General features: G+C 36.9%; 14 protein-coding genes. 3 read left to right on the top strand and 11 right to left on the bottom strand.

What is annotated here, in order from left to right; translation table 11 throughout:
• The gene (gene fdx, locus J576_RS06710) at positions 1–339 is read left to right on the top strand and encodes an ISC system 2Fe-2S type ferredoxin (protein ID WP_002049779.1); all 339 of its coding nucleotides are present in this window, start codon (positions 1–3) and stop codon (positions 337–339) included.
• A 50-nt stretch (positions 340–389) separates the two neighbouring features.
• On the opposite strand, the gene J576_RS06705 is transcribed toward fdx, so the two are convergent.
• From J576_RS06705 to J576_RS06670, 8 genes are all read right to left on the bottom strand, one after another.
• On the bottom strand, positions 390–1,859 hold the full coding sequence (locus J576_RS06705; protein WP_002050106.1) for an adenylate/guanylate cyclase domain-containing protein: 1,470 nt from the start codon (positions 1,857–1,859) through the stop codon (positions 390–392).
• Between the two features lie 52 nt (positions 1,860–1,911).
• On the bottom strand, positions 1,912–2,346 hold the full coding sequence (locus J576_RS06700; RefSeq protein WP_000492048.1) for an HIT domain-containing protein: 435 nt from the start codon (positions 2,344–2,346) through the stop codon (positions 1,912–1,914).
• Between the two features lie 201 nt (positions 2,347–2,547).
• Entirely contained in the window at positions 2,548–6,009 is a 3,462-nt protein-coding gene (gene mfd, locus J576_RS06695) for a transcription-repair coupling factor (protein ID WP_002049934.1), read from the bottom strand.
• Positions 6,010–6,143: 134 nt separating this feature from the next.
• Positions 6,144–6,500, bottom strand: coding sequence for a hypothetical protein (locus J576_RS06690; RefSeq protein ID WP_002049986.1), 357 nt, complete (start codon positions 6,498–6,500; stop codon positions 6,144–6,146).
• An 81-nt stretch (positions 6,501–6,581) separates the two neighbouring features.
• Positions 6,582–7,514 (bottom strand): Dyp-type peroxidase, encoded by a 933-nt coding sequence (locus tag J576_RS06685; protein ID WP_002050133.1) that lies wholly within the window; start codon positions 7,512–7,514, stop codon positions 6,582–6,584.
• 145 nt (positions 7,515–7,659) lie between these two features.
• Positions 7,660–8,439: a glutathione S-transferase N-terminal domain-containing protein gene (locus tag J576_RS06680; RefSeq protein WP_002050250.1), complete on the bottom strand. Its 780-nt coding sequence runs from the start codon at positions 8,437–8,439 to the stop codon at positions 7,660–7,662.
• Between the two features lie 24 nt (positions 8,440–8,463).
• Positions 8,464–8,970 carry a ribonuclease E activity regulator RraA gene (gene rraA / locus J576_RS06675; RefSeq protein WP_000108826.1) on the bottom strand — a complete coding sequence of 169 codons (507 nt, stop codon included), beginning with the start codon at positions 8,968–8,970 and terminating at the stop codon, positions 8,464–8,466.
• A gap of 11 nt (positions 8,971–8,981) precedes the next feature.
• The gene (locus tag J576_RS06670) at positions 8,982–9,647 is read right to left on the bottom strand and encodes an NAD(P)H-binding protein (protein WP_002049943.1); all 666 of its coding nucleotides are present in this window, start codon (positions 9,645–9,647) and stop codon (positions 8,982–8,984) included.
• A 212-nt stretch (positions 9,648–9,859) separates the two neighbouring features.
• Between J576_RS06670 and rpsT the strand changes: the two genes are divergently transcribed.
• The gene (rpsT, locus tag J576_RS06665; protein ID WP_000013652.1) at positions 9,860–10,126 is read left to right on the top strand and encodes a 30S ribosomal protein S20; all 267 of its coding nucleotides are present in this window, start codon (positions 9,860–9,862) and stop codon (positions 10,124–10,126) included.
• Positions 10,127–10,182: 56 nt separating this feature from the next.
• On the opposite strand, the gene J576_RS06660 is transcribed toward rpsT, so the two are convergent.
• Together J576_RS06660 and J576_RS06655 are read right to left on the bottom strand one after the other, a co-directional pair.
• Entirely contained in the window at positions 10,183–10,917 is a 735-nt protein-coding gene (locus J576_RS06660; protein ID WP_033855535.1) for a histidine phosphatase family protein, read from the bottom strand.
• 57 nt (positions 10,918–10,974) lie between these two features.
• Positions 10,975–11,832, bottom strand: coding sequence for a 3'(2'),5'-bisphosphate nucleotidase CysQ family protein (locus tag J576_RS06655; protein WP_002049785.1), 858 nt, complete (start codon positions 11,830–11,832; stop codon positions 10,975–10,977).
• Positions 11,833–12,141: 309 nt separating this feature from the next.
• Here J576_RS06655 and J576_RS06650 point away from each other — a divergent pair, with 309 nt between their 5' ends.
• Entirely contained in the window at positions 12,142–12,510 is a 369-nt protein-coding gene (locus J576_RS06650) for a hypothetical protein (RefSeq protein WP_002049893.1), read from the top strand.
• A 53-nt stretch (positions 12,511–12,563) separates the two neighbouring features.
• On the opposite strand, the gene J576_RS06645 is transcribed toward J576_RS06650, so the two are convergent.
• Positions 12,564–13,223: an SOS response-associated peptidase family protein gene (locus tag J576_RS06645; protein WP_031951098.1), complete on the bottom strand. Its 660-nt coding sequence runs from the start codon at positions 13,221–13,223 to the stop codon at positions 12,564–12,566.
• Between the last annotated feature and the right edge of the window lie 45 nt (positions 13,224–13,268).

Genomic DNA, 13,268 nt, shown 5'->3' with positions numbered 1-13,268 from the left:
ATGCCACGTATTAAAGTACTTCCTCATGCTCAGATTTGCCCTGAAGGTGCAGAATTTGAGGTTGAACAAAATGCAAATCTTTGCCAAAGTTTGCTCAATAAAGGTATCAAAATTGAACACGCTTGTGATATGTCTTGTGCATGTACAACTTGCCACGTGATTGTTCGCAAAGGTTTTGATAGCTTAGAAGAGATGAACGATGTTGAAGCCGATCTTTTAGATCGTGCTTGGGGATTAGAACCTGACTCTCGTCTTTCATGTCAGGTTAAAATTGTAGATGAAGATCTTGAAATTGAGATTCCGAAATACACAATTAATCATGCTTCAGAAAATCATTAAGATTTAATGGTAAAAAAAGCTGCTTAAGCAGCTTTTTTTATTTATATGATTTATACCTGATCTTGCTCTTGATCAATATTTATTGGTTTAACTTCATCCTCAAGTCTAAGCTGAGCAACACCTTGAGTATTAATTAAAGTTTGTTGAACTTTAATACGTTGAATCATCTTTTCAAGCACTTCAACCAATTCCGGATATTCGTAGTTTTGTACTTCTTCTAAGTTCAATACTAAATGGAAACCTTTATATTCATAATCAAACCATTGTTGATGATCTGATTTATTTCCTGTGTATTTTTCCATGACTTGCCATGTTTTTACTGCACCTTGAATTCCCTTTAAATAGATTGGGGTTTTCGGTGCACATAGAAAATCACTTTTAATGAGTTGATAAGTATCATCGGAAATGAGTATTTCATCAATTTCAGCAGCATACTGTAAACGCGCCGCCAAATTTACATCACGACCTACAATTGTATAAGCCATACGATGTGTTGCCCCATAATTCCCAACGTGGCAATAACCCGTACTAATACCCATACGGATATGCAAGGCTGAATATCCCATCTTTTTCCAACGCTCACGCAGCAACTTCATTTGCTGACGCATAGCAATTGCCATTTCTACACAAGATTTGGCATCTTGTTCAACACCTTGTGAATTTGGATCTCCAAAAAAGATGAGGATTGCATCTCCCATAAATTTATCGACAGTCGCCTCATATTGCTTCGCAATTTCAGTCATATGACTTAAATAGTCATTAAGCAAGAAGGCCAAGTCATCTGGAATTAAGGTTTCTGACAATTCAGTAAAACCTTGAATATCAGAAAAGAATACGGTCATTTTTTTACGTTTATATTCGATTTTTGCTTCAGCTTCACCACGCATAATCGACTGCCATAATTGCAATGGAGCATAGCGGCTTAACTGATTAGCAAAAGCGATATAACGCGTCATTTGGTCATAATAATGCTGGCGTTGCTGACTAATTTTTTTTACCCAGCGATGTTGGTAGTAATTTCCAATAGTGATAAACATCACTAAACCAAGTAGGGTAATTACCGTTAATTCTTGGCTTGTGGCTTCAAAATATGGATGAAAACCAAATAGAAAAAAAGTACTTAAATAAAAAATAATCGCACCAAGCAGACTCGTTAAACAAATCACTGCAAACGAAATACGACTATTAATTGCTGAGTAAAATAATGCAAAAAGTGCAATAAATGTAGGAACAAGATTGAGGTGTACGCCTGCTAGAGTAACCGCCACCACAATTGCATCTATCGCAAAGAAAACACTTTTTTGGGTTTTCTTATCAAATTGGTACTGTAACCAGTGCTCTAATTTAGAACTAACAAAAAGTAAAAAAAGAAAGAAAGGAGGAATATAGATTTGATAATTAGTATTTGGTGAGGTAAAGGCATAGATCACTAAAATCAATGACAGAATTGAATACCCCATCAAACGATGAAAATATGCAAACTGCTTAGGTTCCCGATCTATAAACCTCTCTAATTGCACCCTATCCTCCACATTTCAATGTAGCCACACTCACATGTGGCATGACATTGATTTAATCCATGCGCCAATCAAAAGGCATATCACCCTGACCACGTAAAGCAAGCATAAGGGTCTGACGCATGTGAGCTAAAACATCACTTGTGTATGGTACAGCTGGTGTACCCCACACTGGTTTAGGCCAAGCTACGTCATTTTGATAGCGGACAACATGGTGGAAATGTAATTGAGGTACCATATTACCTAAAGCTGCAACATTCATTTTGTCAGCACGAAAAACGCGAGATAACTGGCTAGATAACCAGCTTGATTCACGTAAAAACTGTTCTTGGTCAGCTTGACTCAATTCGTATAATTCCGTGATTCCTGGTACACGAGGTACTAAAATCAACCAAGGAAATTGCATATCATTCATTAAACGACATGTTGAAAGCGGGAAATCGCCTACAAAAAAAGTATCTTGAGCAAGTTGTGGATGCAAACTAAACATATCTTTTATAAATGACAATAAACAATAATGGCTAATACTATCACATCAGTTTTGATGTGAATATTATTAGTAGCCCGTTTACTTACAAATAACAATGATTTTATGCACTTATTCATATCTCAAGGTATAAAAAAGTACATAAAATCCAATCACAACAAGACAAATGCCCTGATCAGTTATGGCTTATTCAAAAAACTGGACTCAGGCATATAATTCACTCATCAATTTTTGTAGTAAATCATTGATAAATTGAATTCGTTTTTCATAGTCTTCAAGCTGCACCATCACTTTCAAGCGCTGTCCACCTTCCATACGATAATAGGTCGGGTTCTTTTGCATGAGTTGAATAATACTAATCGCCTGAACTGGAGTATCTGGTGAAAATTCAATGTTGCCGCCTTGAGTATTAATATCAATTTTTGTAATACCCAAATGCTCCGCTTTTAAGCGGATCTGATGCACGCTAAACAAGTGTTTAACTGATTGCGGTGGAACACCAAAACGGTCAATAAGCTCCATGCGAATATTATCCAGTTTTTCTTGAGTATCTGTATTACTAATACGTTTATAGAATAATAAACGTTGATGAACATCCCCTAAGTAATCATCCGGAATAAGTGCGGGAATATGTAAGTTAATTTCTGCAGTTAGCGACAATGGAGCATCGAAATTCGGTGTTTTACCCTGTTGAATTGCTTTAGTCGCTTTCTCAAGCATTTCCATATACAAGCTATATCCGATCGCCTGCATTGAACCGCTTTGTTGCTCACCCAACAATTCACCAGCACCACGAATTTCTAAATCTTCCGTAGCGAGCATAAAGCCTGCGCCTAATGTAGAAGCTCGTTGAATTGCATCAAGACGTTTTTCAGCATCACCTTTCAAGTGTTTGATTGAAGGCACCAATAAGTAAGCATAAGCTTGGTGATGTGAACGACCTACACGTCCACGCAACTGGTGCAATTGTGCTAAGCCAAGCTTATCTGCACGTTCAATTAAAATTGTATTGGCATTTGGAACATCAATACCCGTTTCAATAATGGTTGAACACACCAGCACATTATATTCTTTGTGGTAGAACTGCTGCATAACTTGCTCAAGTTCACGTTCGCGCATTTGTCCATGTGCTACCGCCACGCGTGCTTCTGGCACAAGCATACGAATATTTTCAGCCGCTCGCTCAATGGTATCTACTTCATTATGTAAGAAGTAAACTTGTCCACCACGTAATAACTCACGCAAAATCGCCTCTTTGATTGAAGCATCTGTATGTTCTTGAACAAACGTTTTTACTGCTAAACGACGCGCTGGTGGAGTGGCAATGATCGATAAATCACGCATTCCCGAAAAAGCCATATTAAGCGTACGAGGAATTGGAGTTGCGGTAAGGGTCAACATATCAACATCAGCACGTAAAGCCTTAATTCGCTCTTTGTCACGTACACCAAAGCGATGTTCCTCATCCACGACCATTAAGCCTAGATCTTTAAACTGAACATTCTCTTGTAATAACTTGTGTGTGCCTACCACAATATCGACTTTACCATCCGCCAAGTCTTCAATATTTTTTAAATGAGTTTTGTTCGAACCAAATCGTGATAACACTTCAATACGAACAGGCCAATCAGCAAAACGATCTTTAAAAGACTCATAATGCTGTTGGGCAAGTAACGTGGTAGGAACTAAAACTGCAACTTGTTTACCATTTTGTACTGCAACAAATGCTGCTCGCATGGCCACTTCGGTTTTACCAAAACCTACATCACCACATACCAATCTATCCATTGGTTTTGCTTGCTGCATATCATACAGCGTAGCTTCAATTGCATTGGCCTGATCAAGTGTTTCTTCATACGCAAAGCCACTTGCAAATTGGATATAAAGTGATTGATCCAATTCAAAAGCAAAACCAGGTTTTGACTGACGACGTGCCTGAATATGCAAAAGCTCGGCTGCAACATCATGAATTTGCTCTAATGCTTTACGCTTTGCTTTACTCCAAGCATCAGTACCAATTTTATGTAAAGGTGCTAAATCTGGGTCACCACCACTATAACGGCTAATCAGATGTAAGTTCGTTACTGGGACATAAACTTTGGCATCTTCAGCATAATCTAGCTGCAAGAATTCATAGTCTTGACCTTCGATAGCAAGTGTAATTAAGCCAGCATAACGTCCCACACCATGATCAATATGTACGACAGGAGCACCAATACTTAGCTCAGTTAAGCTTCGAATTAGAAACTCTTCAGAAACCTCCTGTTGACGCTTACGAAGACGCTGTACAACTCGGTGTTCATAAAGCTGATTTTCTGAAATAACTGTTAATTGATCAGTTATAAGTAAACCACGGTCTAAAGGTGCATTGGTAATCGCAATTGCAAATTGACTGGTTTTGAATTGCTCAAAATTCTCTACATTCGGAATTTCACCCAAACTTGAACGCAATGCATCTTTTAAACTTTCTCGGCGTCCTGCACTTTCTGCAACCAATAGAACCGGATGATTTGCTTCATCAATATATTTTTTTACGGCACTAAATGGTTTTTCTTTTTTCGGATCGACTGGCAACTTGGGTGGTTGTTCAGTTTTAAGGTTAAGTGCACCAGCTTTTTCTTCAATAATTTCTGCACTTACAAGCATGCGCGGAAACTGATTTAAAGCACTAAGCAAATTATTTGGAGAAATAAATAACTCTTCAGGAGCAAGAATAGGTTGATCAATATTATGACGTCGATCTTCATAACGACGCATAACTTCTTTCCAGAAGTTAGTTAAATCGGTATCAACATCACTAGTTGTAATTACAATACAATTCTTTGGCAAGTACATTGTAAACATACTTTGCGATTGCATTTGTTCTTTATCAAAAAATAATGGTAAATAAAATTCAATTCCGGGAGATGCTATACCATCTAAAACATCTTGATAAATTGGATTTTTCTTAGGGTTTGCTGTCGGGAAAAACTCAGAATAACGATCTCTAAAAACTGACCGTGCTTCTTTTAATGGAAACTCTTTAGCGGGTAGAACTGTAAAACTTTTTAGCGTTGTAGTTGTTCTCTGGGTTTCAGGGTCAAAGAATTTTAACGAATCAATTTCGTCATCAAATAGGTCTATTCGGATAGGAGCTTCTTGCCCAGATGCAAAAATATCCATAATACTACCGCGTACAGCAAATTCTCCATGATCATAAACTGTATCTACCAAATGGTAGCCAGCCTGAACCAATCTTAGTTTTTGCTGTTCTAAATCAAATTTTTGCCCCACTCTTATATCAAAGTGCTTACCCAAAACCCATGAGTAAGGCGCAACCCGTTGAGCCAAAGTACTTGCTGAAATGAGTAATACGCCTTGCTGCGGCATATTCGATAAAATCGCAAGACGCTCCGAGACAATATCTTGATGCGGAGATAACCGATCATAAGGCAAAATTTCCCAATCGGGAAAAATTGTCGGCTTTACTCCATAAAATTCAAGTTCACTTTCTAATTGAGCAACATGTTGGTTGTTTCTAGCAACTAATACCAATAAAGAAGAATGCTGATTCGCAATTTCTTTAAGCAATAAAGCTGCTGATGAACCTAATAATGACCCCACCCAACGCTTTTCACCGGCCTTGAGCTGTTGCAAATTCAATTGAGAGATTTCTTGTTGAAACATGTATATGGCTTTTATGAGCTAAAAAGGTATGAGGTTAATAGTAGCATGATGTTTTTATTGAATTGAGTTATTTTTCTGAAATCAAGCTACTACTTTACGATACTTTTTTATAGTTCTTAAACAAATGTTTGAACTTATTTATCACGTAGAAACATCACATAATATTGGTTCAATATTTGTATGATTGCTTTAAGTTCAAGCATCTTTTCTTGAGTATTACCTAACCTTTCGATATAGCGTTGATTTGCAATTTCTAAATCAATTTTTTCATTAATTTGTGGTGTGATTTGGAATAACTTACGTAAATCATCAAAGTTCTGTAATTTACGATTTGAAAAATATTCAAGGTGCTCTGACCACTTTTCATTAATCACGACATCTTTAATAACCGGACCACGCTCTGAATCAAAACTGAGCTGATTCTCCTGTAAATATAATTGCTCTGGTGACTCTTTCGAGCCTTGAAAAAACTGGCTTAACTTTTTGAACATTTCATCACATCTTATTAATTTCAATTTATATAGTAGAGGTAATCTACTCACCTCTACCATCTAAGTTTATTTTTTTAATGCCTACTCGTCATCCAAGTCATCTAGAAAATCTACTGTCGGTACGAAAAATAAAGTACCTGTTTGGGCAGTACTAAAGTCAAGTAAGCGGTCAAGATGACCTTGCTCATTTCCTAAGAACATATTTTCAAGCATTTGACGGGTTGTACTAAATTTACGCGAGTATCCAATAAAGAAAGTCCCATATTCATTTTTTGAAGGGTTAGAAAAAGGCATATTGGCACGCATAATTTTTAGCTCATTACCTTCCGCATCATGCGCTTTACTTACAACATTATGAGCTGTTAAAGGCTTTTCATCATCATCGAGTTCAATATCATTAAACTTCTTACGACCAATTACTTTTTCTTGTTCTTCATCACTTAAAGCACGCCATTTTTCCATATCATGGGTATATTTTTGAATAAATGCATAACTTCCCCCAATGAATTCGGGATCTTCACTGCCCACTAGAGCCCACTGCGCTGCAATTACAGGTTCAGGATTTTCTGTTCCATCTACAAAGCCAATAATTGCACGACCATCGAAATAACGAAAACCATGTACTTCATCAATTGGATAAGTCACTTTACCCAACTGTTCATTGATAATACTTCCCAATTCATAGCAGAGAGCTTGTCGATCAGCACGAATATGAAAGAATAAATCACCTGGTGTTGAAACGGCTGTGTACTTTGGGCCTTTGATTTCTTGGAATGTTTCTAATTCTTGAGGCTTTGATTGTTCTGGAAATAAGATATCCCACGCATTTGAGCTAAAACCGAACGTGGCATTAAATTTACTTTCTGGATAACGATTAGACAAACTTCTGGTTAACGCTGAAAAATTAGCTGCAAAATCTTTTACTTTTTCTACAACAGAATCACCTTGAGCTAATCCTAATACAATAAATAATGCATTTTCTCCAGGATGACTCGTTACAGGCTGAATTCTCATACATTCCATAAAACAGGCCTTATTTTGGTAATTTACGGTAGTAATTTAGCATATTCATGTTTTTATCGTACGATTTCTTATGGTTCTTAGCTGTTAAAAAAGAGATTGAACGATCCCAATCTCTTGTAATTTTTCTAAGTTATATTTAGCCACCATATTGTTGTTTTAAGTATTTTACAATTTGGGCAGATTCAAACATTTTAACGCCTGTATTTGGATCAACTAAATAAGGCACCTGCATTTTTCCTTGCATAATCTGCAACGATTTTTCTCGTTTACCACCCTTTAAGGGCACATATTTTCCCGGTTTTAAGCGAAGAATAGCAGGCCCCATATCTTGCCACCTTTCTTTAGCCACATTATGCAAAATATAAGGAATTTCAAGTTCGCATAGTACATTTCTTACTACTCTTGAATATGGGCTTGCTTCAAAACTCCATAATTCAAGTTTATGTTCAGGTGCGGTCCGATTTACTATTTTTTTATCAATCCAGACTCCACGAGCACCATTTAATAAGGTTCCAGCAAATGCAACATATGGTTTTTCAGGATAATTTGAAAATTTCTGAGGCGTTTGCCCTGTCTTACCATAATGTTTAAATAAATGATGAATAATATCTTGTGATTCATATAGTTTATCGCCTGTATTTTCATCAATTAAAAATGGAAACTGCAATTTACCGCCTATTTCTTTTACAACTGAACGATATCTTGTTCCTCCTTTGGGACATGGGTAAATTTCCACATCCAAGTTTAAAAGTGTAATCACTTCACGAACACGCCGACAAAATGGTGAACCTTCAAACTCATAAAGTTTTAGAGCGTTAACAGGCTGATTAGGAAATGCTGTACCTGTAACTCCTCTACCACCTTGAGCAATTGCAGATGCTACTGCTTGCAGCACTTTAATTTGATGATTCACCATTACACGTTCCTTTATATTGTGGAGCTAAACTAATTTTTCCTTAGCAATCACAATTCCATTGTTATCTGCATAAATAAAATCGCCAGATTGAATTGTGACTCCACCAAAATACAAAGGAATATCTACTTCACCAATGCCCTTACGATTACTTTTTTGCGGAATTGCAGCCAATGCATGTACACCTAAATCCAGAGTTGCAAGTGCATCAACATCACGTACACAGCCATAGATAACCACACCATTCCAGTTATTTTTAACTGCTGATTCAGCAATCATATCTCCCATAAGTGCACAGCGCATTGAAGCACCACCATCTACGACTAATACCTTCCCTGTACCATCTGTAGCCAATAATTCTTTTACACGCGAGTTATCTTCAAAACACTTTACAGTCACAACTTGTCCACCAAAAGTTTGACGTGCACCGTAACTTTTAAAGAACTTACCGTCCATTGAGGGCGTGACCACTTGTAAATCTTTTTCCGGGTTATCATCCAATAAATCACATGTCACAAATGGTACTGTTGACACTTTTATTCTCCCTATCGAGTTTGTTGTATGCTGAGATTATCATATCGTTTAAATGCTTCAATTTGCGTTAGCGCCGCTACAACCATGGTATGAGCCAATTGCTCTGCTGTAACAGGTTTATATTTGAATGGTTTATTCCATTTACTTTCAATGAATTTAAAAAGACTTTGTCCTAAATCTTCCATAAAACGCACATCGCTACGCTTACCAATCAATAGAGATGGCCTGAAAATAGATAATTTTTCGATGCCTAAACTCTGAATATAGTCTTCTAGTTGTCCTTTAACCTTATTGTAGAAAATTGGTGAATTAGCATTTGCCCCAAGTGCACTTACAATTAAAAAATGGATATGTTTATCTTGGATCAAGTCTGCAAAATGAGCATTTATCTCATAATCCACCGCATAAAAGCCTTGTTTTGAACCTGCTATTTTTAAAGTTGTACCTAAACAGCTAAATGCGTGAGTATGACCATTTACATCTTCATCGTTGAGCAATAAAAAATCTTCAATTACTAACTGAGTAACTTTTTTATATGTATTAAGTAGTTGTGATTCTTTTCTAACAACAACGGTAATCGCTTCAAATTCCGGTGTTTGTTCAAGCTCTTCAACTAGAGCTAATCCAACGAGTCCTGTAGCACCTACTACAATTGCTTTTTTCGTGCTTATAGTCATTTTTTATCCAACCTTCTTTAAGTTTGTATCAAATTTAACCTTTTCTTACGGTTTTAGCAGCCCCTAAAACGGCTTAAAATGCTCTCAAGGCTTGACTTCACGGTATTGATTCATCACAATATGGCACTTGTTTACGGGCTGGTGATGGTTACACCAGTTTACTGGATTGACCACAGCCCGCCCAGACCAACTTATTTTCAAGGAGTGCAAGAGTGGCAAACTCTGCTCAAGCTAAAAAACGTGCGCGCCAAAACGTTAAAGCGCGTAAACACAACGCAAGCTTGCGTTCTATGGTTCGTACTTACATCAAACGTACTTTAAGTGCAATCGCTGGTGGTGATTATGCTGTTGCTACAGAAGCTTACAAAAAAGCTGTTCCTGTAATCGACCGCATGGCTGATAAAGGCATCATCCACAAAAATAAAGCTGCTCGTCATAAGAGCCGTTTAAATGCTCAAGTTAAAGCTTTAGCTAACTAATTGAAGCATGTAAAAAAAGCCCAACAGGGCTTTTTTTATTACCTATAATTTTATAATTACTCTACTTTATGAAATTTAGAGACATTTAACTCGTAAGCTTCGCCTCGCCAAATCCATTTCAATTTACAATTTGGAAATTCATCCCCTTCAAACCACACAAACAGGCCTTCCATCATTTCTGGCCAATCTGCCTTTTGTATTTGATTGTTGCCTGAAATTACGGCAACTATGGCAGCAATAATTGTGTCATGACTAACAGCTAAACTCAGCCCACTTTTTGTTTTAGGATGAGTCTGATAAATAAGTTCCAACACATCTAAAACCCCGGTAATGGGATGTTTCATACCAGGTAATGCATTGTTCACAAAACTATTAATAAAGCCTAAAGCACCTTGTTTACGAAAATATGGTGCAGCCTGTTGAATATCGAGTACAAAGCTCCCTGGTTCTACCAGTAAGCCTTGTTCAACAATTTCAATTGTATGTGTATTCGGCTCAGGGCTTACCCCATCTGCACCTTCAATCATAAGTGCAGCAGTATCTACACAACGTTGAATTGGACTAGATATACAATGTTGAATCACACGATCCGTATTTTTAATTAAATAGCTACCCCATTCCTGTGCAAGCTCACGTCCTTGAGGTGTAAGTTGAAGGTCATATCCTGCCAAGCCTTGCCCATCTACCAGCTCTCTTAAGGAGTGACGTGTAAAAAGGGTTACAGGAGTTGAAGCATCAGGCAATAAATCAATTGCTTCAAACATGCTTTTAGGCAATAAATCGAGTGCCATTTTTATCGTGTCATCTTTTCTCAATATTTTGCCACTATAGCATGTCTGCAATAACTCTCAATCCAAAACACCCGATTGAGCCAAAGCTTCAAATGCTATTTTTTTGCTTTCCTGATCACGAAATGCGATAAAGCCCCCGTTTAATACAGTATCACGTTGGTTATATTCAAATGGTTTACCTTTTAGTGTGAGCAATCCTCCACCTATACTTTCTAATAATCCCTGACCTGAGCTAGTATCCCATTCAGATGTAGGGTGAAATCTAGGGTAAATATCAATCTCGCCTTCTAACATCATGCAAAATTTATAAGCACTTCCCGCCTCACGTCGGATTACGGTACGGCTCTTTTCAATTGGCTCAATAAACTTCTGATACTTCGGGTTTTTACTACTATGACTTAAGCCAATCTGTACAGGCGCTTGTGTCGAATAAGATTCTTTTTGATATTGGTACCATTGTTGTTGGCTAAAGTTATATTTAAAAGGCAAATGGTTTAAATAACCTAAATAAACAACTTGTTCACACGGTACAACAATTACAGAAAATACAGTTTCACGCCCCTCAATCAAACTCAAATTTATCGTGAACTCATCTCGTTCATGAATAAACTCTTTCGTACCATCAAGAGGATCTAGCATCCAACAAGAAGACCAATCGTGGCGAGCGCTATAGTCGCTTTCTTCGGATAAAACTGGTAACTCCGGTGTGATTTCTGCAAGATGTTTTAATAAAAATTGATTTACTTTTAAATCTGCTTGGGTCACAGGTGAATCATCATGTTTTTCTTGAATATTAAACTCATATCCAGCTGAATAATTCTGATATTCTTGTAATAAGATCTGACTAGCCTCTTCCAATATTGGTAGTAGCTGTTCAATTAAGACATCATTGGGGCGAGTTGTTGTTATAAACATAAATAAGCTCTATTTACTTTCCTTTTCATTATAAGTGAATTGTGACAAATTCAGTATTCACCAACAGTCTAGTATTCTTACAAAAAGCTCTTATCTTTAACTAAGAAGTCTTCTATTACCTTAAAAGCTGATTCTTTATATTTTTACTTATTAAACCACTTATTACTCAAGAGAAAGTAACGTTAAATTTTGTATAAAAAACATATTATAACTTATGAAAAATAAACAACTTAATGTAAAACCAACCATTTCCTTTTCACACATTTCTTGCTATGTTCAATAGCACAATAACAAAATGGAAGACTAAATATGACGCTATATGGATATCACTTTTCAACAATTGAAAATAACTGGGAAGACTTAACCCCATTAAATGAGTTTTTACAAACATTTGCTGATGATGATGGTGATGTCTCCCAAAGAGACAAAGAATCACTGAAAGAAATTATTGCTAAATCCGATACAGCTTTGGCTTTAGCTAAAGAAATGGGTTGGGACGGTAGCTATACGGGTTGCCCTTATTTATTCTGGTTACCAAGTAAGAATACACAATCATTTGAATATGGATTTGTTTTTAAACAAACCTCAGATAATTCGACTTTTGTGATTTCACCAATTGAATTGGCTTATCTGGCCCAAGATGAGCAGGTAGAAACTTTAAGTAAAAATATTGACTAAATAACAAAGGTTATTGACTTAAAAATTAAGCCAATAACCTGACTCTACTATTGTTATTCAAACATACTTAATTGAGGCGTGGGCTTTATAATCTTCTCTTTGGGAACGTGTAAACATTCAAATTCCTCAACAGGAAAACCTTCAATAAAGCTTGAAATATCTGGTGTTTCTAAACTTAACCATTCTTCTAGACGGTCATGCGGAATCACAATGACTGATCGTTTGACATCGCCCGGTTCATGAAAATCTTTCATCATAGGATGATCAATCGCATCCATAGTTAACATACTTGCAGAACGGATAATGGTTTCATTCATTTTGCAAATTTCATAAATTGCGGCAATGAAAAAAACCTGTCCATCTTTACGGCGGACGCCCCATCGCTCAGGTTTATCATTTATATATTTACTCTCATAAAACTCCGTCACGGGTATTACACCAAACTTACATTTAAGAGCGGCTTCTTGAAAACTCGGTTTTTGGAAAATCGTTTCATGACGGGCGTTATAAGTATGTTTTGCTATATTTGTATCTTCGGCCCATTTAGGAACCAAACCGAACATGACTTCACGCCACTCAAAACCTTGCGGTGATTTGAATAATAGCGGCGTTGTCCCACCCGGATAAACCTCATCGGCATAGCTAAAGCCGACCACAGGCAACTGAAGTTGCTGCAATTGGGCAAGAGTTAAAGGTTTAAAGTTGGCACACATAGCAAGAATAAAATACTGTACTTTTACATCTCTTATTTTATAAGT

Source organism: Acinetobacter sp. 766875 (genome assembly GCF_000582055.1).
Taxonomy (GTDB): Bacteria; Pseudomonadota; Gammaproteobacteria; order Pseudomonadales; family Moraxellaceae; genus Acinetobacter; species Acinetobacter nosocomialis.
The sequence above is the reverse complement of the archived record's forward strand: the minus strand, read 5'-3'. Positions and strand labels throughout refer to the sequence as shown.

Coding starts and splice junctions, on each gene's coding strand:
- fdx (WP_002049779.1), top strand. CDS start 1: ATGCCACGTATTAAAGTACTTCCTCATGCTCAGATTTGCCCTGAAGGT.
- J576_RS06700 (WP_000492048.1), bottom strand. CDS start 2,346: ATGTTTAGTTTGCATCCACAACTTGCTCAAGATACTTTTTTTGTAGGC.
- mfd (WP_002049934.1), bottom strand. CDS start 6,009: ATGTTTCAACAAGAAATCTCTCAATTGAATTTGCAACAGCTCAAGGCC.
- J576_RS06690 (WP_002049986.1), bottom strand. CDS start 6,500: ATGTTCAAAAAGTTAAGCCAGTTTTTTCAAGGCTCGAAAGAGTCACCA.
- J576_RS06685 (WP_002050133.1), bottom strand. CDS start 7,514: ATGAGAATTCAGCCTGTAACGAGTCATCCTGGAGAAAATGCATTATTT.
- J576_RS06680 (WP_002050250.1), bottom strand. CDS start 8,439: ATGGTGAATCATCAAATTAAAGTGCTGCAAGCAGTAGCATCTGCAATT.
- J576_RS06670 (WP_002049943.1), bottom strand. CDS start 9,647: ATGACTATAAGCACGAAAAAAGCAATTGTAGTAGGTGCTACAGGACTC.
- J576_RS06660 (WP_033855535.1), bottom strand. CDS start 10,917: ATGGCACTCGATTTATTGCCTAAAAGCATGTTTGAAGCAATTGATTTA.
- J576_RS06655 (WP_002049785.1), bottom strand. CDS start 11,832: ATGTTTATAACAACAACTCGCCCCAATGATGTCTTAATTGAACAGCTA.
- J576_RS06650 (WP_002049893.1), top strand. CDS start 12,142: ATGACGCTATATGGATATCACTTTTCAACAATTGAAAATAACTGGGAA.
- J576_RS06645 (WP_031951098.1), bottom strand. CDS start 13,223: ATGTGTGCCAACTTTAAACCTTTAACTCTTGCCCAATTGCAGCAACTT.